This is a genomic window from Phytohabitans houttuyneae, from assembly GCF_011764425.1.
Lineage (GTDB): Bacteria > Actinomycetota > Actinomycetes > Mycobacteriales > Micromonosporaceae > Phytohabitans > Phytohabitans houttuyneae.
This window is the reverse complement of record NZ_BLPF01000003.1, coordinates 605,598-625,487: the sequence shown is the minus strand read 5'-3', so window position 1 is coordinate 625,487 and position 19,890 is coordinate 605,598. Positions and strand designations below refer to the sequence as shown.

The following is a 19,890-nucleotide window of genomic DNA, read 5'->3' as shown; positions in this document are numbered from 1 at the left end:
GGCGCGCCAAACCTCGTGCTTTGCGCAGAAACAGCCGGCGATCGAGTCGAGCGCGACGGGGCAGCGGCTCCCCCATCCGCAGCGGTCGTGCCGCCGGCAACGCCGCTACCCGCCAGCTCCGTCGTTGCGGTCCGGCCGGTTGCTGGCGCCGGGCGCGCTTGGCCGGAGGCGTTCCCGCTGGCAGGACTGAGCGACAGTGATGTTCTCGAAAGTGCTCTGTGTGGATGCGTAAAGCCCGACGCCGCCGCTGCGGACAACCGTGTCGCGAGCCGTCAGGACCTCAACGCCGTTCAACGTCACGGTGATGCGGTCGCCGTGAATCACGGCACCCAGTCGAACGGGGCCTGTCAACGGGTTGCTGATTGATGCCGAGCCCACCCCGACCGGACCCGACGCGTGAGCCTCGCGGATGATATTCGCGTACTGGGTTCCTTCGCTCGTCTTGCCAATGTGGATCCGGTACCCGTACGAGTCCGTGGTGTCTCGTAACGAGATTCCCGCGTTGCCGACGGATCCGTTGATCGTGACCGTGGTCTCCGCGACATAGTCGCACGCTTCGGAGAAGCGCGACGGCAGTGTCGAGTCGGCTAGGACGTGCGCCCTGCCACCGGCAGGAGGCGTGAGGTGCAACTGACCCGAGGCGACGGACACAGACCCTGTTATCGCTCGCCAGTTGGCCTGATCGATCCCTTCCCTGATCACGATGTTGTCGAAGGTCGCGGCCCGCCGATGCGTGAAGGCGGCGGCACCACCCGTCGGCAGCTGTGAGTCGTCCGCGGAGATCGACGTGTCGCCGACTTTGGCGGTCAGATGCTTCCCGATCGCGGAAACGATCAGCTTGTGCGGGGCGTTGGCGCCGGTGGGCAGCTCGGTCGTCGCGAGAATCCAGGTCTCCCCGTCGTATACCTTCACGAGCTGCAGCGTCGCCCCCGACGAGGAGTTGAGTACATTGGCCCGATAGTAGTTTCGGGAATCTTGGTAGCGGAACGCGAGACCGGTACGGGCCGTCGTCTGGCCGCGTACCCCAGGAACGATGTCCGCGGCCATGACCACGTCATTCGGTACATCCTGCAGCGCCGCGAACGACATGATGTCCGCGGTCGAGGTCTGTGCCAACTGCGAGTCCGGACCAGCGCCGGTTAGCGACCAGGAGCCCTGCACCGGCGTCCAGCCGTCACGGGATCCGTTGAAGTCGTAGACGGTGCGGTCCAGGCTGGCATCGGCGAACTCGTCGTCGAGCACGGGTGTCGGAGAAAACGACGCTTGGACCGACACGGTGATGAGGTCGCCCGTGCGGGTGAACGCGGTCGGGGTCTCGTTCACCGTGACCGCGTTGACGTTGGGCGCGTTGATGGAGAGCGTGCCGGTGAACGGGTCCCCGAGCGAGATCTGGGCGGTCGCGCCTCGCAGTTCCACACTGACGTCGGACACCGGCGCGGATGCGGCGATAACGGTGGCACCGTGGTCGACCAGCGACGACCCGCGGGTCAACGCGTACCGGGTGAGCCCGCCACCCGAAGCACGTTCGAGGTAGGCGGTCTCGGCGTTGGTCGTGGCGGCCCCGAACGCCCTCGACGAGGGAGTCGCCTCCCGCGAAAGGTAGAAGCGTCCGGTCGCGTTCGGCAGGCCGATCTCCATCGCGGTCGCCACGGAGTGACCCACCCCGGGCATAGCGATGCGCTTCGCCGTCACCGCGGGCGCCGCGCCGGCCTTGCCGGGAACCACCACCGTGTCCAGTCCCGTCGACCCGGTGGCGCGCCAGTCGTACGACAGGTAGTCGACGTCCGTGAGTACCTGATCGCCGACGCGTACGGCGCCGTCCTCGTGGACAGTGGGGGTGAGCGCGGCGCCGGCCGTGGCCACCGGGACGAGCCGTACGCCGGCGACCGGTGCGGCTCCGGGCACGGTGTCAAAACCGACCGTGGCGACCTTCGTATTCGGGTTGACGGTGACCGGATCACCAGGGAAGTGCCAGAGCTGCCGGTAGTTGTGCGCGGCGGTGTCACCGGTGAGGTCGTCGGAGACGACCCAGTAGCCGGGCTTGATGAAGTAGACGGCGCGATCGTGCACGACCGGCCGGTAGCCCATCGTCGTACCGCGGTAGATGTCGAGGCCCGCGTTCGAGCGCCACAGGGACGTCGTGCGGGGGACGCCGGCGGTCTGCGGGACTCCGTCGACCTCGATGGTGTTGTGCGCCTCGGTGGTGCGGCGCATCCAGTCGTTGGTCGGAGTCGCGCTGTAGTCCCCCACTCCGGAGTCGACGATCAGCGGACGCCCGTACGCCGCCATCACCAGGCTGAGGTCGTCCGGGTGCCGATGCGAGGCGGTGTAGCTGGAATTCTGGTTGTTGATCAGCATGTACCGCGCGTCGGCGCCCCACCCGGAACGCTGTACCGCGAAGCTGATCGGGTACACAGTGGACTGTAGCGTCGGGACGGTCCCCTCCGTTCGACCGGAGGCGACCCAGGTGAAGTCGGGCCAGGAGTTGCGTGCACCGGTTCTGCCGATGGCGGCCGTGCCGGCGTCGGCGTTCGGCGAGTCGCCCACCATCGCGACCTCGAGATTAGGCTGGCGGGTCGCAAACAGCGAATCCGCGATCCAGTCCGAGGTCCGGACGAGCGAATCGGGAAGGGTGCGCCCATTGGGATCCGCAATTCTGGTGACGGTGTTGAGCAGATCCGCCACGTACGCCTGATAGTTGAACGCCGGCTCGCGGTACACACCGTCGCCCTTCACGTGCGCGCGCAGAAACCGCTCGAGCGAGCGCACCGCAAACCACTCCCAGCCGGTCGACGCCGAAAACTCGGGCAGAAACACGGCTGTCGCGTAGACCGAGCGGGCCATGGACACGTACCAGTTGTTCCCGACGTGTACCTGCATCACGCCGACGAGGTACTTCGCCGTGGCGTGCACGCCGGACAGGTACGCCACGAGGTCGCTCGCGTCGATGCCCGGGTCGGTCCGGAACTCCGAGAACGCACTGATCAGCTGTGCGAGACGCTTGGCGGCCGACAGGTTGCGGCCCTGCGGCCAGCTCTGAACGTCGGCGAAGAAGTCGAGCGAGATGTCCATCCAGGCCGCCGCGTACGCCGCACGCTTTACCGGGTCGGTCCCGTACGCGTAAGCGCTGATCAGTCTGGGCATGAACGCGAGATCACTCATCAAAGTCTGCGCGCTGCCTGGGGCGTCCTGCGTCCCACCCCAGGTGTCCTGCCAGTTGACGTCGATCCGCTGCTGGGCGTCGTTGTAGAAGTCGCGGGTCTCGGCGCCGAACCGGAAGATCCCCGCCGCGAGCTCATCGGCGCTCGCGTCGCCGCCGCCCGCGTCCGCGTTCGGAGCCGGGTGGTGGACGTTTGTGCGGCCGGCGTAGAACGTTTTGAGCTCGCCCGCGGCGCCCGCTTCATTACCGGCGGCGAGCTTTGCCGCCACTGCGGCGAGTTCCGGACGCGTCAGGTCGAGCAGTTCGCCGAGATCCGACATGTCGGCCGCGGCGGCCCGGCCCGGCGACAGGACCGTCGCCACCAGAGCCAGCACGAGCGTCGCAGCGGCCCCCGCACGGGCCTGTCGAGGCGTGTACCAGGGAAAATAGCGTCGTCTCACTATGGTCTTCTCCCTTACCCGTGAGCGTGTTAGCTGAAGTCCTTCGACCGCGCCCGGGAGCGCCGAAAGCAGTCCGCGGAGTTCGCGGCCGGCTGGTGTTGCTCAACCCGGGTGGGTGCACTTCACGGCTCGGCGGCCCGAGGCGAACGGGTACGCCGGACCGGCCGCCGTGTCCGGCTCGTCAGCGACCCGCCTGCTCCTCGTACTCCGCCTTGATTTTGTTGCCCACCCGGTCCATGAACTGCTTGATGGCCGGCTGCCATGCCGAGACGGGTTTGTTGCCGAGCTGGATCTCCAGCAGGACCGAGTCCAGTTCCTGCTGCTCGCTGGCCGCCTTGCTGGCGGCGGTCTCCGAGTACAGCCCGAGGGTCGGGTCCGGGGCGGCGAGCGGGACGCCGGCGACCTGGTGGTCGTACTGGTCCTGCACGGCCTGGCGGTTACCAGGCTCGTAGATGACGGGCGATGCCTCGGCGAGGTACCGCACGGGCAGGAATGTCTGGCTGCGCCCGCCCTCGGTGAGGGTCGGGTCGGAGCCGTTGCGGTTGAACGTCTGGCCCTCGACGCCGTACCGCAGTGCCATGTACTCGCGGCTGCCGAAGGGTGAGCACAACCAGTCGAGGACCTTGAGGATCTGCTTGATCCGGTCGGCGTCGTCGGTCTTGGCGATGGCGGTGAAGCTGGACAGGGCCGGACCGGGCGTGCGTACCTGCGTCCCCGTGCCATCCCGGGTGGGCGAGAGCATGCCGGTCAGGCGGAAGCCGGTCACGTCTTTGGCCTGGCCGTAGAACTTGCCCCAACCGGCGTACCCGCCGATGGTGAACGAGGTCGTGCCGGCCAGCATCCACGCGTTGCGCTTGGTGTTGGGCGCGCCCGCCTGGTCGGGATGTATCACCCCGGACTTCACCAGCTCGACGGTGTCCTGGAGGGCCTGCGCGAACTGCGGTGTCGTCCCGGTGTGGGTGAAGACGCCGTCCTTGGCCTGCCAGGCGCCGGCGCCGCCGGGCCAGTTTCCGGTGATCCCGTTCATCTCCAGGATCGTGGTGAACGGGATCTGCCCGAACGCCCAGCGGCCGGCCCGCTCGTCGGTCAACGCGGCCGCCATCTGCTTGAACTCGTCCCACGACGTGGGTTGAAGGCTGAGTCCGGCCTTGGCCAGCAGGTCGGCCCTGGTGTACAGCACGGTGCCGATCCGTGCCCGCGGCACCGGGATGCCCCAGATCCGTTGGTCGTAGACGGTGCTGCGCCAGGCATCGGTGGGCAGGCCGGCGAGGTTCGGGTAGGCAAGGACCGCGTCCCCGGACAGGTACTCGGTCAGGTCGGTGAATGTCGCCCTCAGCATGGCCGGCATCTGTTGGACGACGCCCTGGATAGCGACCATGTCCGGCAGGTCGCCACCGGCGATGGTGGTGGCTACCTTGCTCTTGTAGTCCGCCGACGCGACGTAGGTGATCTTCAGTTCGGTGCCGAGTTTGTCGTTGAGGTTCTGCCAGTAGGGGTTCGAGCCGAGCGCGGGGGCGATCGGGTCGTACGTGTACGTCAGCGCCGTGACGGCCTCGCCCTGCACCGGCTGCGACGCTGCGCTGGAGGCGGTCGGGTATGTGAAGTATCCCGGCGACACCCCGGCCGGCTCGGCGGCCAGGTCGGGCGTGGCCGCGGTGACGGGCTTGTAGGTGGGCAGCTTGACCGGCCCGGTCGAGCCGTTCGACGAGCTCGACCCGCCGTCGCCGCATGCCCCGAGCAGCGGGCCCAGCCCCGCTGCCGCGCCGAGTGCCAGGACGCGACGACGGCTGAGGTTAGGTGCCATGACGTCTCCTTCCACATTGTGTGGACGACCGATCAGCCCTTGACGGCGCCGACCATGAGTCCCTTGGCGAAGTGCTTTTGGATGAAGGGGTAGATGAGCAGGATGGGCAGGATGGAGATGACAAGAATCGCCATCTGGACGGAGATTTGCGGTGGCAGGTTCTCCAGGTTGGAGCTGAGCTGGTCGGATCCGATCGGGGTGTTGTTGACGACGTAGGTGCGCAGCACCAGTTGCAGCGGCCACTTTTCGGGCGACTGCAGGTACAACATCGCGGAGAAGAACGCGTTCCAGTACGCCACCGCGTAGAACAGTCCGATCACGGTGACGACCGCCTTCGACAGCGGCAGCACGATCCGCAGCAGGATGCGCACCTCCCCCGCACCGTCCATAAAGGCGCTTTCCACTAGCTCGCTGGGGATTTCCAGGAAGAACGCGCGCATGACGATGACGTTGAACGCGTTCACCAGCACCGGCAGGATCAGTGCCAGGTAGTTGTCCAGCAGGCCGAGCTGCTTGACCGTCAGGTACATCGGGATGATGCCCGGGTTGAACAGCAAAGTGAACACCGTCATCAGCAGGATCGGCTTGTGCAGCAACGAACCTGGCCTAGACAGCGCATACGCCAGAGCGATCGTGGCGACGAGGCTGAGTGCCGTGCCCAGCGCGGTGATGCCGGCGCTCACCATCAGCGCACGGGTGACGATTCCGCCGGACAGGACGGCCCGGTAGGCGTCCAGCGTCGGTTCGCGCGTCCACAGCACGAAGCCGCCCGCACTGCTGATCTCCTCCGGGGAGGCCATGCTGGTCATCAGCACCGCCCAGAACGGAACCACCACCGCCAGGCAGCCCACGCCGAGCACGAGTCCCCGCGCACCGATCCCCAGCTTGCTGGGCTCACCCATCCAGGCCGGACGCTGGCCACGGCCCGAGCGCGACCGCCGCGGTCCCGCGCCGCCTGCGGGGCGCGCCACGGACACCGCAGCCGACACAGGTACACCCGTCACTTGGCGTACACCCCCTGCTCGCCCAGCGCGTGGGCCGCCCGGTTCGCGCCGAGCACGAGCGCGACACCGACAATGCCTTTGATCAGCCCCACCGCGGCCGCGGTGCCCCAGTCCCCGCCGACGATCCCGTGGTTATAGACGTATGTGTCGAGCACCTCGCTGGCACCGGCGCCGACCTGGGCCTGCTGCAGGATGATCTGCTCGAACCCGACGGACAGCGAGTCACCGAGCCGCAGGATCAGCAGCAGGACGATCACCGGGCGGATAGACGGCAGGGTCACGTGCCACAGGCGGCGCACCGCCGAAGCGCCGTCCACCACCGCGGCCTCCATCTGTGCCGGATCCACTCTGGACAGTGCGGCGAGGAAGATGATCGTCGACCAGCCGGTGTCCTTCCAGATCACCTGTGATGTGATCATGAGCTTGAACAACTCGGGCACGCCGACGATGTGGAATGTCGACAGGTCGGCCGAGCGCAGCCAGCCGTTGAGCATCCCGCCGTTGCCGAACATCTGCTGGAACAGGGCGACCACGATCACCCAGGACAGGAAGTGCGGCATGTAGAGGATCGACTGGGTCAGGCGTTTGAGTCGTTCGCTGATCGTCGCGTTCAGGACCAACGCGAGGCAGATCGGCAGCGGGAACACGAAGACGACCTGGATCAGCGTGATGATCAGCGTGTTGACGAGCGCGTTGAGGAACACCGGGTCGCCGGTAAGCACGGGCTCGAAGTTGTCCAGCCCGACGTAAGGGCTGTGCCAGATTCCCAGGAACGGCTGGAAGTCCTGGAACGCGATGATGTTCCCGCCGAGCGGCAGGTAGTGAAACAGCAGCAGCGCCGTGACCCCGGGAAGCGCGAGCAGCAGCAGGACCCGGTCGCGCCGCCAGCGGTTGCGCAGGCTATGCATCGCCGCTCCCCACCTGTACAGGCAAGCCGATGGGTTGGCCCGCGACGCAGGCCCGCACCGCCGCCCGCAGCCGGTCGTCGGCGTTCGCCGCGACCCTCCTGCTCCGGGCGACCGCGGGCGCCGGGTCGGTGGCGATGTCGGTGACCGCCGCGACCACCATTGCCGCGGCGCGATGGTCGAGCTCGATTACCAGGTCCGGAGCGCCGAGGTCGGCGAACATCTGGGACTTGGTCGTCTCGGTCGGCTGTCGAAGGTAGATGGTCGGGATCGCGTGCCGTGCGGCCAGGATCGGCGAATGACACTCCATGCTGACCACCAGCGACGAGGCGGCGTAGACACCGGTCGCCTCCTCCAGCGGCCAGTACCGGTCCAGGAGCCGGACCTGCCTGAGTGTCTCTGGACTGACCAGGCTGGGAAGGTGCTCGTGCGCGAGCTCGACGGCGTAGCTCATCTCGGGCACCACGACGGCCGGCAGGCCGCTGACACGTACCCAGGTCTCGATCGCCGCCGCCAGCACCGCCAGGTCGTGCGTCACGGTCGCCCGGTTGACCGCGTCGCGCCGCATCTGCTCGCGGGTCGGATCCGTGCCGTAGATCTTCGCGTAGGGGCTGTAGCGCAGCCGCGGGACGAAGCAGGCGAACCGACCGGGCTCCAGGCCGAGACCCTCCAGCAGGCGGGCGGCCGCGACGGCGTCAATGTGGTCGAACGCGAACGTGCCATCCGGCCCGAAGGCGAGGTCGGGCCTGGTTATCTTCTGGCTGCGCAGGGTGGCGAGGGTCAGCGTTTCGCGGCAGTAGACGAAGTCGGCGCCGTCGAGGCGGTCCTTGACGTCGTCGTCGAGATAGGACGGCGGGAGCAGATCGACCATCCGGGCCAGCTCCGGCAGCGTCGCCGCGGTCGGTGGGCACAGCGGATCCACGGTGACCCCGAAGTACCCGTACGGGCGGCCCACGTGCCGGCGCCACCAGTCGATCTCGGTGCTCTGGAAGGCGTCGGCGCCCGATCCGTGCATCAGCACGTCCGCGCCGTCGATGGCGGCGGCCAACTCCGAGGTGCTCGGCCCGTCGCCGTCGAGAGTGCCGTCGACGACGCGCAGATCGGGCAACGCGTGTCGCAGCATGGATCGCTCGCGCTCCTCCAGCCGCACCGGCCAGAGGACGACCTCGACCTCGGGGGCGAACCGCTGGAACGCCCGCACGACACCAGGGGAGTGAGCCACGTCGCCGATGTTCACCGTCGCCCAGGACGACCGCAGGAGGACGGTGTGACGGGTCGATGTCATGCATGCTCCTTCGGTGACGTATCGTTAATTCAACGTAGGGGTTGGTGAGACGTTACGTCAAGATCCGAGGAGGCTTGCAACATGGCAACGCAACGTGACGTCGCACGAGCTGCTGGGGTGTCGCTCGCGGTGGTGTCAGCGGTGGTCAACGGCACGAGCCACACCCGGATGAGGGAATCCACCCGCACCCGGGTGCTCCGGGCGATGCAGCAACTGGACTACCAGCCGAACCATGCGGCGCGCTCGCTTCGACTCAACCAAACCGGCATGATCGCGATGATCCTCAACAAGCTCGACAACCCGGTCTACGGACCGCTTCGGCAAGGCGTCTACGAAGCGGCGGCGGAACACGGCGCTACGGTCCTGCTGGGCGATGCCGAGACGATGCGCTCCGGCAGCCAGTTCCTCACCCGGCTACTCAGCCAGGGCACGGTCGACGGCATCCTGATCCGCGGCGAAGGGCTGCTGGACGACGACGTAATGGCCGAACTCCGCTCCCACCCCAAGCCGATCCTGATCCTGGAACACGCACCGGACCATCCCTGGATCGACATCGACGATCGCCGCGCAGGTGAGATCGCGACCCGGTTCCTGGTCAACCTCCGCCACCGCCACATCGTCTTCATCGGGGGATCGGGATACATCTCCCAGCAGCGCTACGTGGGCTACCAGCAGGCGATGGACTCCGCCGGGCTGACACCGGCCCCACACCTGGCCACCGGGTTCGGCGAGCAGGCCGGCGCCGACGGGCTCCGGCAGGCCATGCAGGCGGCAACCGCACCGACAGCCATCGTCGTCAACAACATCATGAGCGCGGTCGGGGTCCTCGCCGCCGCGCACGACCTCGGCATCGCCATCCCCGACCAACTGTCGGTGGTCGGCATCCACGACGTCGACCTGATGCAACACCTACGCCCGGCCGTGACCGCAGTCCGGATGCCCATGTACCAACTCGGCTGGGCCGGCGTCGAGGCGCTGTACGACCTGATCGCAGGACGGCCGGGCGCGGGCGGTGTCATCACCGACCCCGAACCCGAACTGGTAATCCGAGACTCAGCGACCGCCCTGAACCCGCCGGGCACCTGAACCTCGCTGCCGTTGGCGCGCGTGACATCGCGGCGTCGGTCCCCATGGTCGGCAGGCTGTGACCTGGTGCACCGGGAAGCCTGATCGGCATGTCCACCGCTCGTCGCAGTCACCTCGGTTCGACCTGCCGACCGTCACGCGAGACCAAAATGTCGGCCGCTGTTCGTCGGCGGACCCCGGCCGGTGACCTACCGATCCGTCCCCCAGCTCCCGTCTTTCACTCCGGTCCCCTTCCGGCATTCGTCGCCGTTTCGGGAAGGCGCGGCGCGGCTCATTCGTTCCCGCCGGATTAGCTCGCGCTATATCACCAGGGTGTCGAACCGGCCTTCCCGGCGGCGGACGTGCCCACGCCATCCCGCTACCAGCGCGATGAAAGTCCAGCCGCTGCCGCCGAGAACCAGTGACCCCAGCTTGGCGGTGGAGTCGACTCGATCGGCCTCCTTGAGCGCGATCACACCGTTCGGATCGGTGAGAACGGTCAGGGTGTCGCCGATCTCGTAGTCGGGGGCGCTGCCTCGATAGATCAGCGGCTCGTCGAGCGGCCCATCGTCACCCTCGAGCGTGAACGTGTGCCGCTTACCGGCGACCTCAGCGTCGACGACGGTTACCTGCTGACGGACGCCGCGATTCTCCAGAGCCAGGTCGGGGGCGAGTTCCACCGACCCGACAAGCACGAACAGGCCGGGAATGAACGACAGCAACGACAGCCACATCGCTCGGTGCAGCAAACGTACGACGATCATGAAGGCCAGGCAGAAGGCGACTCCCGTCACGATCGAAATGACCTTCGACCCCACCGCGGCGTACGCGATCGCGGTATTGAGCGCGATGAAAGCCAGGCCAAGCAGCACCACCAGCGCCGTCCTGGTGGCCGACTTGCCCGCCGGCCAGGCTCCCGCCCAGCGGGTGGAACCAGCCGGCGGCGCCGCGGCTGGACCGGATCCGTACGAACCGAACCCGGCCGGAGGCGTCCGGGTGAATCGCTGGTCGGCCTCTCGTCCTCCGTCCGGCTGGATCCGGTCTGGTGGGGCGGGTTCGGAACGCATGACCAAGATCATAACGGTGGCCGACACCCAACCCGAACGTGCGGCGGAGGACCGGATCGCCGTTCAGATTCCCGAACCAAGGATCCAGGCGGCGCGCCTGGAGTGCTCGGGTACTCGCCGTGCCATGCGTGCTCGGTTGATGAACCGGCAAGCATCTGCCATGCGGCGGCGATGACGATCGGTCGCGGTACCCTGCGGCGTATCCGGCGATCCGACGGCGGATGTCGCGGCGGAGCGCCAACCCACCGATCCCGGTCGGCTATCGAGGCGCACCGGAGCCGACCGACAGCGGAAGCTGTAGCGCCAGGTAGCGGCCGTGTGACCTGGCGATGTACTCGCTGATCATCATCCGCGGGACCGGGTGGTGAGTCTCCACCACGGCTGGTACAACTGCGGCGTGAACGACCAGGTCGCATATCCCCCTCGGCCAGGCACGCCGCCGGTGCCCTCTTCCCCGACCACGCGTAGCCGGGCCTACCGCGTGTGGGCCCAAGTGCTTCTGTGGGCACCGGTCGCCTTCACCGTGATCGGCGTCGCGCTCGGCGTGGGGCTCATCGCGGTCGCCGATGCCGACCCGACAAACGGCTCGGCTGCGTACGGCTATCTCGGCCTCGTAGCGTGGGGGGTCCTCTTGGTGCTGTCGCCCGTCCTGCTCGGGTCGTTCATCGCCGGACTGGTCATGGTGACCCGGGCGCGGCGCTGACGCACACTGCGAGGCCCGTCGACAGGAAGATGCTCCACCACGCCTGCGGAGTCGGGGTCCGCCCTGGCCTGGCGTTTGTGTCACCAGGCCAGGGCGTGCCCCGTTCCCGGGTGACGCTGGCCAGTACAGCCAGGCACACGCTCTGATCAGCCTCACCACCGCGTTGATTGAGGCCGGCGAACTGGCGTGGGCCCGGCCAGCCGCCAGCGAAGCCGAGCAGGTCGCCCGCACCATCACCAACCCAAACAGCCAGGCAGAAGCGCTGGCCAGCCTCACCCCCACACTGGCCGAGGCCGACGAGCTGGAGCGCGCCCGTATGGTGGTTGCCAGCGCCTGCCGTTACCAATTGGGGAAGAATGCCTCTGGCGCAATTGAACCGCGTTGCGCCAGTAACCTACGCAGGCGAGCAATGCCGAGAAGCTCGCCGCCGCGGCCTAAAGGGCCTCGGTCAGGCCGGTCCAAAACCTGGCCGCTGCTAAACGCCATCCGTTGAGCCCTGCCAGACATACAGACACTTCGACCTCAAGACGTAGCCGCGATGTCCGCGATGGAGTCCGAACGATGGGGTCGAACGGTCGTGTGGCAGGGATCCGAAGTCGCGGTCGGCCGACCGCTCAGCGCTTGGGACATCCGTCGTTGGTGAGCGACTGGATCAGGTCGTTCGTGGTGACCTGGCTGCTTCCGCGTTTCTGACCGGGGCAATCCTCAGGCCGCCCCGGCCCCTTGACGAATCAGACGGGGTCGATTGCGAGGTCGGTGACCTGGTCGTCCTTGATGCCGAACACGAACGCGAAGGACAGAGGCCCGCCGGGGAATTCACCGTCCCCGGAGGCCACCAGCCGGTCGCCCGCGAACGAGGTCGGCGTGAGCACGATCTTGGGGTCGATCAGATGCCCCTGGATCCACTCGTGGATCTCGGCCTCGCCGGTCCAGGTTTTCCCGTCATCGTGCACGGTGGCCCCGTCGCCGAAGACCGCGGCCAGCGCGTTCGCGTCGTTCGCGTTGGTGGCCGCGATGAAGTTCTCGACAGCTTTGGGAAGGGTGATGTCGTCCATTTCTGCTCTCCGGTCTTTCTCGGGTGTCAGGACGCGGGCACGTCCTGGCGTGTAGATGCAGCACCTCAGCGGCACGGTGCACGGTGCCGGGGGATGCTCTTCAGGTTCGGGCAAGGTCAACTCACGCGAGTTGCGGACCCCCCGCTTCTGGCAGCAGGTTTAGAAGTCCGCGCTGCGCGAGAGCTTCTCGTTCGCGCGCAGTTCCGCGAGTGCGTTCTCGTGCATCGCAACAATGACGTCGTAGCCGGAGTTGCCGAGCACGATCCGGTGTGGTGGAACGGGGGCGTTCATCGCGCTGATCACGGCCTGCACTCCGCGTTCAGGGTCACCCGCTTGTTTGCCGTTGTGGTCCATGAATGCCGCCTTGACGGCCTCGACCATCGGCACGTAGGCGTCGACGGTCTCATTGACGGACTCGTTCTGGAAGTAGGAAAAGGCACTGGTGCGGAACGCTCCCGGCTCCACGACGAGCACGCGTACACCGAACGGCTCAACTTCCTGGCGCAGCGTCTCCGACAGTCCTTCGAGCGCGAACTTCGCCGCCGAGTAGTAGCCGAACCCCTGTCCGCCCACCCGGCCAGCCACCGACGACATGTTCACGATCCAGCCGTCGCCGCGTGCCCGCATACCAGGCAGTACCGCGCGCACCACCTCGACCACGGCGAACAGGTTGAGATCGAACGTGCGGCGGATCGTCTCGTCAGGGGCCCCCTCGACCGAGCCGTACCAGCCACGGCCCGCGTTGTTCACGAGCACGTCGATCCCGCCGAACCGCTCCTCCGCCGCCTTGACCGCCGCACGCACCTGGTCGGCATCGGTGACATCGAGCTGGAGAACCAGCACACGGTCGCCATGCGATGCAGCCCATTCCTGCAGTTCAGAGGGCCGACGCGCGGTCACCACCACCTGATCGCCCTGTTTCAGCGCAGCCTCGGCATAGACCAGGCCGAACCCTCCGGGCGTCCCACCCGTGATGAACCAAGTCCTCATGGACTTCACCTCCCGCTATAGAAGGCAATGTAGCGCTATAACAGTTACCATAGCAAGCATGCAGAACGCACGGGATCGACTCTTGCTCGCCGCGGCGGAGTTGCTGGAGAGCGGCGCTACGGTGTCCACGAGAGCGGTGTGCGACCGCGCCGGGGTGCAGGCCCCGACGCTGTACCACCACTTCGGCAGCAAGCAGGGCCTGATCGACACCGTGGCGAACCACGGCTTCACCCAATACACGGCGATCGAGAGCTCAGGCGACCCGCTGGACGACCTGCGCGAAGGCTGGGACAGGCACGTACGGTTCGGGCTGGAGCACCCGTCGTTCTACGGGCTGCTTTACGGCCGCGTCGAGCCGGGAAAGCCCTGCGCCGTCACTGCTCCCGCGCACGCCGCGTTGCGCGACCGGTTCACCGCAGCCGCCGCCCAGGGCATGCTCAAGGTGCCAGCGGCCGACGCCGCCGAACAGCTACTCGCCGCCAACGTCGGCATCACACTCACCCTGATCAGCCAGCCAGAGCCGGACTTCGAGCTCTCCAGACGCGTCCGCGAGGCCGCACTGGCCGGAGTGCTGCACACACCCACCACCGACACCCCCGCGACCCGCGCGAGCGCCGCACTGACATTGCGCGCGCTGGTCGGCAACGACCCGGGCGACCTCACCCCTGGCGAACGCGGGCTGCTCGGCGAACTGCTGGACCGCCTGGCCCGCTAGGAAGTGGAGCACGCGGCGTTTCTCCGAGGGCCGCACGTCCTCGTCGCTCTGGACGCGCGGCCCCGCCCCGATGTACCGCCGCGCCACTTGGGCAGGTAGGACTCGATGTCCTCGAAATCGGTGGCCCGCCACACCTCGATCGACCTACCCTCGACTCGGCGAAGCATTCCAAGAACGCGTTCATCCGCTCGGCAAGCTTGGCGTTCGGCTCCTAGAAGGCTGGTCGCCCTTTCGACGCGGGGCATGCACATCCTGCCCTGCGGACGATGCATCTAATGGGCGAAGGCGGCGTGAAGACGATCCGGGTTTGCGCGCGCTCTTCCGCGAAGGCGAGTGCCCAATCACTTCAAAGTTCCGGGCCTGCCCGTTGTTGCAGCGATGTAGGGGTTGCGGATGAGTGACCGTCCACAGTGGGCCGCGCATCTCAGCCGCGGGCGGTCTGCCGTCACCACGCCCTCCTCGAGTACGTCCAGGACGACTCGCTGTACGGATTCTGGTGGCTAGTCGCCCTGCGCGGCCTGCGACGCGGTGAGGCGGCCGGGCTGCGGTGGCAGGACCTCGACCTTGAGCGGCGACAGCTCACGGTCGTGAACCAACGCACCACGGTCGGCTACCAGATCGTCGAAGGACCGCCGAAATCCGCGGCCAGCCGCCGCACCATCGCCCTGGACGACCGGACCGCCCGGACCACAGCACAGGCGACCCGCGTACGCCCTCCGTCGGCGACCTCGACGCCCTCGTCGACCAGACCCGGCAGGCCGGGCAGCCGGTCGAGTTCGTCCGGGAGGGTACGCCGACGGCGGCCACCGGTAGCGCCGAGGTGGCCGCGTACCGGGTGGTGCAGGATCAGCACCGACGGCTCCGGATCCGGAAGCGCGTCGCCCGGCGGCAGCGGGCGCGGCCTCACCGGGCTTCGCGAGCGGGTCAAAGTCCTCGGTGGCGACTTCAGCGCCGGCGCGCAGACCGGCGGCGGCTTTCTCGTGCGGGCCCGGATCCCGGCCGGAGACCCGTCGTGACCGCGCCGATCCGGGTGCTGGTCTGCGACGACCAGGAGCTGATCCGCGCCGGCTTCGCGACGATCATCGACGCCCAGCCGGACATGCAGATCGTCGGCGAGTGCGGCGACGGACGCGCGGCGGTGGGCTTGGCCGCCCGGCTCCGGCCGGACGTGGTGGTGATGGACGTTCGGATGCCGGTGCTCGACGGCATCGAGGCGACCCGCCTGCTGGCCGGCGCCGGCGTCCCCGAGCCGGTAAAGGTCCTCGTGGTGACCACGTTCAACCTCGACGAGTACGTATACGAGGCGCTGCGCGCCGGCGCCAGCGGCTTCCTGCTCAAGGACGCCCCACCGGCGCAGCTGCTCAACGGCATCCGCACGGTCGCGACGGGCGCCGCGCTGCTGGCCCCGGAGGTAACCCGGCAGCTGGTGGGCAGGTACGCGGCGCGCATCCGCCCCGCCGAAGGCGACCCGGACAGCGGCGCGCTGACCCCGCGCGAGCTGGAGGTGCTCCGGCTCATCGCGGAGGGCCTCTCCAACAGCGAAATCGCCGCGGCCCTCGTGATCAGCCAGGAAACGGTAAAGACATACGTGTCCCGCATCCTCACCAAGCTCGACCTACGCGACCGGGTGCAGGCCGTGGTGTACGCGTACCGCCGCGGCCTGGTGACTTGAGCGGCCCTTCGCGCGGTGTTCGTGTGCACGAGCAGCACGACCCTTACCTTGGGGACCGCTCATCGTCCTCAATCTCGAAACTTCGCCGAGGACCTCGGCCGCGCCCCTTTCATGCCGTCCCTCGGGTTCTTCGACGTCGTCGTGCCGACCGGCCCGAGCCCGCTTGTCGTCGCAGAGGCAGGGCGCCGCCTCAGGGCACTCCGTGGCGGTATCCGATCATTACGCAGTTGGGACGCACTCATCTCGGCTAGAAGAGTGAAGCGTCACCCTCCAGTCAGGGCCGCCGCCCTCGTAACCAGGCTGTCGGGGTGCGGGCAGACGTGCACAACGCTGGACGCGTGGTCTACCGAAAAAGTCCGATGACCGACACGACAGCACCGACGACGCCTGCCACGACGCCGACCACGTTCCAGGCGGGTGAACTCAAGATCGGCAGCTGCGGTCTATCCGGTGCGGTGCGCGGCGGCGTGAACTCTTGGGCGGGAGTACGTGGCACAGACCCTTTCCACCTCTTCCGCCTCGCTAGACCTGCCAGCACGCTGAGCAGGATGATCAGCAGCGAGAGCGCCAGTAGCGCTGTGAAGGAGGACGCCGCCACGTCGAAAGAGTAGATGTTTCCACCCACAGTTGGCGAACTCCGCCGGCTTGTCGATCTCGCCGCCCTCGCCTGGCGCCATATAGCCGCACAGCGCAGCTTCTTCGCCGGCACCGACACGCTGCTCGACGAACGCCTCGGCCGCCAACCACGCACCGCCCACCGCGCAGGCAACGACCCGATAACAGAGCCTCGCCACCGCCGCGCACATGCGGCAGACCCCTGTAACTGGTCTTGCAACCATCAGCGCTCGGATCGCGACCAGATGCGAGTACCGATCAAGCCCCGATATCAGCGCGTGAGGCTTCGCTCGGCTCTATGCCGAACTACCGGATGCGGGTCTTTCAATGCCGCTAGTGCGCTGGCCACAAATGTTTACCGGGTTGCTGACACGCCGGGCGTGGTCGGTCGGTTCTGGTGAGGTCGCGGGCACGCTCAACAGCGGTCACACCGTTGTTGAGCGTGAGGTGGGTGGATGGCTGAGCCGGTACGGGCGCGGCGGCTTACTGACGAGGAAGGCCGTCGGCTGCAACAGATCGTGCGGCGGGGCAAGCACGGAACCATCCGGGTCCGCCGCGCCATGATGATCATGGCGTCGGCGTCCGGTACGCCGGTGCCAGCGATCGCCCGCCTTGTGGCAGCGCACGAGGACACCGTCCGCGATGTGATCCACGCATTCAACGAGATCGGACTGCGTGCGCTGGACCCTAACTGGGCGGGCGGCCGTCCCCGCCGGATCAGCACAGACGACGAGGCATTCATCGTCGCGACGGCCACCGGGCGGCCCACCACGGTGGGTCGCCCGTTCACCCGCTGGAGCATCCGCAAGCTGGCTGACTACCTGGCCACCAATCCCCACCGGCCGATGGCTGTTGGCCGGGAACGGCTCCGCCAGCTGCTACGCGAGCACGGCGTCACGTTCCAACGCACCCGCACCTGGAAAGAATCGCGAGATCCGAACAAGGAAAGCCAAGCTCGACCGCATCGAGCAGGTCACCTCGCAGTTCCCGGACCGGTGTTTCGCCTTCGACCAGTTCGGACCGCTGTCGATCCGGCCGCACCACGGCAGCTCGTGGTCACCCAAGAGCAGACCTGATCGGTTACCGGCCACCTATACCCGCACGCACGGGATCCGCTACTTCCACGGCTGCTACAGCCTCGGTGACGACCAGCTCTGGGGCGTGATGCGCCGCCGTAAAGGCGGCGACCACACCCTCGCGGCCTACAAATCGATCCGGGCCGCACGCCCGGACGGCGCGCCGATCTACATCATCTGCGACAACCTGTCCGCCAACACCACCCCGGCGATCCGGGCCTGGTGCGCGCGAAACAAGGTCGAACTGGTCCTCACTCCAACCAGCGCCTCCTGGGCCAACCCGATCGAGGCCCAGTTCGGGCCACTACGCGCCTTCACCATGGCCAACTCCAACTACCCCAACCACACCGTCCTAGCCCGCGAGATGCACGCATACCTACGCTGGCGCAACGCCAACGCCCGCCACCCCGACGTCCTAGCCGCCCAACGCCGCGAACGCGCCCGCATCCGCAGCGAACGCCAACAACGCTGGGGCCGACCACGCACCAAAGCCGGCTGACCATCAGACCCGGTGAACGTTCGTGGTCACCGCACTAGGCACCGTTCGCGGTGACCCGGCTCGCCAAGGTGGCGAAGTAGCTCAATGGAGATCTCACGCCGCTGAGGGTTCGCGTCGGTCAAACCACGCTGCGCGAGCTCGGTCACGCCTCGGCCAACTGTGATGACCGGGCCGCGATCGCTCGAAGGGTAGACATCGCCGCACCCTGTACCGATGGGTTCATATCCGCCAGGCCGAGCGCCAGAACCTGCAAGACTGCCGCCTCCCGCACGCGTGGTCCTCGTCGCCGAGAGCAGCGGTCACCACGCCTGCGGACAGCGACGTCGGCAAGGCACACAGACCGCGAACAGCCCTGAGCCGAACCCTCGGGTCAATGTCATCCGCCGCCCGCACAAGCGCCGAGGCGATCGCGTCGTACTCGACCGAACCAGGCCGCCTTCGGCGGGCCATTGTTCCAAGCCCCGTGATCGCCGCGCCGTTCCGTATCGATGCTCGATGTGGACCGTCGCAACAGATCCGCCACCTCATGGCTCAGGGCCTCGCCAGGTCCAACCACCACCCGATCATTTCACCCTTACAGCCCTGGCAACCATGCTCATCTCGGCTATGAGCGTGCGACGCCTCTGTCGCTGAGAGCCACGGCGCTCGTTTCGCGGGCCTGTGGCGACACCGCTTCGACAACGACTGCCTGGAGCTGCCGGGCTGCGCACCCTTCACCACCCACCCGGGTGGGGAGCCGATGTGGCTTTCGCGGCGGTACCCGGGTAGAGGTGGAGGGCGGCTTCTGAATTTTCTCGGGGCGGTCGAGCAACCTTTCCGGTCTGCCGGACCACTGAAGATCGTTCGGGTCGATTGGAATGGTTGAAGGAGAGCACCGACATGACCCCTGTGCACCCGCGCCGCAGGTTGCGCCTCGCGTTCGCGAGCGCCGTATCCGCGACCATACTGGCGGCCGGCGCTGGGTGCGGCGAACCCTCCCCCGCCGGGCCTATCGCGGCCACACCCGCCGCCAGCACCCAGGCGACCGTCCCAAGCGGGGCGGGGACCGCCACCGCGGCCTCTGGTGCGAGCCGCGCAACGGCGCGGCCGTCGGCCTCTCCGAGCATCAGAACGTCGCTATCGCCGAGGAAGAGCGGCCCGCGGACGGCGTCCGCTGCGGCACCGTTGGCGGGACGGATCCGACCTAACGTCATGTATCGCGGAAAAGCTACCTTCTACGACGCCGGGGACGGCGATGGCGCCTGCCTGTTCGGCCCAGCCGATGACCTCATGATCGGGGCGATGAACCAGACCGACTACGAGGCGTCCAAGGCTTGCGGGGCGTACGTGCTGGTCCGCGCGACCAACGGCGCCTCGGTCACGGTCCGGATCACCAACCTGTGCCCACTGCCCTGCGCGCCCGGGCAGATCGACCTCAGCCCTCAAGCGTTCGCCAAGCTGGCCGACCCCAAGCGCGGCGAGGTACCGATCACGTGGAAACTACTCAGCCCCAGCATCTCCAACACGATCTCGATCCGATACAAGACCGGGTCCAGCGAATGGTGGTGCGGCATCCAGGCGATTGGCCACCGCAATCCAGTGGCGCGGCTGGAGGTCCGCACCAACACCGGCTGGCACCGGCTGCCCCGCACCGACTACAACCACTTCCTCTCCTCCAACGGCAGCGGGTGCGGCGGCGCCATCAGAATCACCGACGTCTACGGAGAACGGCTGACCATCAACGGGATCGCGCTGAGGCCGGACGAGGCGCAGCCGACCCGGGTCCAGTTCGCCAAGCACTGAGGCTTGGCGCACGTCCTCCACCAACCCTTGCCGCGTGCCCGGCTTCGAGCCAG

The 19,890-nt window shown here is 67.6% G+C and carries 13 protein-coding genes and 2 pseudogenes; 7 read left to right on the top strand and 8 right to left on the bottom strand.

What is annotated here, in order from left to right:
• Positions 1–105: 105 nt before the first annotated feature.
• The 5 genes from Phou_RS37695 to Phou_RS37675 all read right to left on the bottom strand — a co-directional run bounded on the left by Phou_RS37695 (position 106) and on the right by Phou_RS37675 (position 8,598).
• A complete protein-coding gene (locus Phou_RS37695; RefSeq protein WP_173066420.1) occupies positions 106–3,600 on the bottom strand; it encodes an alginate lyase family protein in 3,495 nt (1,164 codons plus the stop codon).
• A 181-nt stretch (positions 3,601–3,781) separates the two neighbouring features.
• Positions 3,782–5,404, bottom strand: coding sequence for an extracellular solute-binding protein (locus Phou_RS37690; RefSeq protein ID WP_173066417.1), 1,623 nt, complete (start codon positions 5,402–5,404; stop codon positions 3,782–3,784).
• A 32-nt stretch (positions 5,405–5,436) separates the two neighbouring features.
• The gene (locus tag Phou_RS37685; RefSeq protein WP_246274170.1) at positions 5,437–6,393 is read right to left on the bottom strand and encodes a carbohydrate ABC transporter permease; all 957 of its coding nucleotides are present in this window, start codon (positions 6,391–6,393) and stop codon (positions 5,437–5,439) included.
• A gap of 11 nt (positions 6,394–6,404) precedes the next feature.
• Positions 6,405–7,316, bottom strand: coding sequence for an ABC transporter permease (locus Phou_RS37680; protein WP_173066414.1), 912 nt, complete (start codon positions 7,314–7,316; stop codon positions 6,405–6,407).
• On the bottom strand, positions 7,309–8,598 hold the full coding sequence (locus Phou_RS37675) for a polysaccharide pyruvyl transferase family protein (protein ID WP_173066411.1): 1,290 nt from the start codon (positions 8,596–8,598) through the stop codon (positions 7,309–7,311). Before Phou_RS37675 ends, Phou_RS37680 begins: the two co-directional genes overlap by 8 nt.
• 81 nt (positions 8,599–8,679) lie before the next feature.
• Here Phou_RS37675 and Phou_RS37670 point away from each other — a divergent pair, with 81 nt between their 5' ends.
• Entirely contained in the window at positions 8,680–9,684 is a 1,005-nt protein-coding gene (locus Phou_RS37670; RefSeq protein WP_281365141.1) for a LacI family DNA-binding transcriptional regulator, read from the top strand.
• Positions 9,685–9,983: 299 nt separating this feature from the next.
• On the opposite strand, the gene Phou_RS37665 is transcribed toward Phou_RS37670, so the two are convergent.
• Positions 9,984–10,730 (bottom strand): hypothetical protein, encoded by a 747-nt coding sequence (locus tag Phou_RS37665; RefSeq protein ID WP_246274169.1) that lies wholly within the window; start codon positions 10,728–10,730, stop codon positions 9,984–9,986.
• A 493-nt stretch (positions 10,731–11,223) separates the two neighbouring features.
• Between Phou_RS37665 and Phou_RS37660 the strand changes: the two genes are divergently transcribed.
• Positions 11,224–11,433, top strand: a complete 210-nt coding sequence (locus Phou_RS37660; RefSeq protein ID WP_173066404.1) for a hypothetical protein — start codon at positions 11,224–11,226, stop codon at positions 11,431–11,433.
• A 731-nt stretch (positions 11,434–12,164) separates the two neighbouring features.
• On the opposite strand, the gene Phou_RS37655 is transcribed toward Phou_RS37660, so the two are convergent.
• Both Phou_RS37655 and Phou_RS37650 read right to left on the bottom strand, forming a co-directional pair.
• Positions 12,165–12,488, bottom strand: a complete 324-nt coding sequence (locus Phou_RS37655; RefSeq protein WP_173066401.1) for a nuclear transport factor 2 family protein — start codon at positions 12,486–12,488, stop codon at positions 12,165–12,167.
• A 159-nt stretch (positions 12,489–12,647) separates the two neighbouring features.
• Complete coding sequence (locus tag Phou_RS37650; RefSeq protein WP_173066397.1) at positions 12,648–13,478, bottom strand: SDR family NAD(P)-dependent oxidoreductase; 831 nt, start codon at positions 13,476–13,478, stop codon at positions 12,648–12,650.
• A 58-nt stretch (positions 13,479–13,536) separates the two neighbouring features.
• Between Phou_RS37650 and Phou_RS37645 the strand changes: the two genes are divergently transcribed.
• From Phou_RS37645 to Phou_RS53670, 5 genes and pseudogenes are all read left to right on the top strand, one after another.
• On the top strand, positions 13,537–14,193 hold the full coding sequence (locus tag Phou_RS37645) for a TetR/AcrR family transcriptional regulator (RefSeq protein WP_173066394.1): 657 nt from the start codon (positions 13,537–13,539) through the stop codon (positions 14,191–14,193).
• Between the two features lie 700 nt (positions 14,194–14,893).
• Positions 14,894–15,209 (top strand): annotated as a pseudogene (locus tag Phou_RS53675) (sensor histidine kinase); the annotation flags it as partial.
• Positions 15,206–15,865 carry a response regulator gene (locus Phou_RS37635; RefSeq protein WP_173066388.1) on the top strand — a complete coding sequence of 220 codons (660 nt, stop codon included), beginning with the start codon at positions 15,206–15,208 and terminating at the stop codon, positions 15,863–15,865. The pseudogene Phou_RS53675 and the gene Phou_RS37635, both read left to right, overlap by 4 nt.
• A gap of 1,070 nt (positions 15,866–16,935) precedes the next feature.
• Positions 16,936–18,055: pseudogene (locus Phou_RS37630) on the top strand (IS630 family transposase).
• Positions 18,056–18,934: 879 nt separating this feature from the next.
• Positions 18,935–19,837: an expansin EXLX1 family cellulose-binding protein gene (locus Phou_RS53670; protein WP_173068883.1), complete on the top strand. Its 903-nt coding sequence runs from the start codon at positions 18,935–18,937 to the stop codon at positions 19,835–19,837.
• Positions 19,838–19,890 lie beyond the last annotated feature (53 nt).

What these genes read in the sequence shown, in the direction of transcription:
- Phou_RS37650 (WP_173066397.1), bottom strand. Translation starts at nt 13,478, where the DNA reads ATGAGGACTTGGTTCATCACGGGTGGGACGCCCGGAGGGTTCGGCCTG.
- Phou_RS37655 (WP_173066401.1), bottom strand. Translation starts at nt 12,488, where the DNA reads ATGGACGACATCACCCTTCCCAAAGCTGTCGAGAACTTCATCGCGGCC.
- Phou_RS53670 (WP_173068883.1), top strand. Translation starts at nt 18,935, where the DNA reads ATGACCCCTGTGCACCCGCGCCGCAGGTTGCGCCTCGCGTTCGCGAGC.
- Phou_RS37670 (WP_281365141.1), top strand. Translation starts at nt 8,680, where the DNA reads ATGGCAACGCAACGTGACGTCGCACGAGCTGCTGGGGTGTCGCTCGCG.
- Phou_RS37675 (WP_173066411.1), bottom strand. Translation starts at nt 8,598, where the DNA reads ATGACATCGACCCGTCACACCGTCCTCCTGCGGTCGTCCTGGGCGACG.
- Phou_RS37680 (WP_173066414.1), bottom strand. Translation starts at nt 7,316, where the DNA reads ATGCATAGCCTGCGCAACCGCTGGCGGCGCGACCGGGTCCTGCTGCTG.
- Phou_RS37690 (WP_173066417.1), bottom strand. Translation starts at nt 5,404, where the DNA reads ATGGCACCTAACCTCAGCCGTCGTCGCGTCCTGGCACTCGGCGCGGCA.
- Phou_RS37665 (WP_246274169.1), bottom strand. Translation starts at nt 10,730, where the DNA reads ATGCGTTCCGAACCCGCCCCACCAGACCGGATCCAGCCGGACGGAGGA.
- Phou_RS37645 (WP_173066394.1), top strand. Translation starts at nt 13,537, where the DNA reads ATGCAGAACGCACGGGATCGACTCTTGCTCGCCGCGGCGGAGTTGCTG.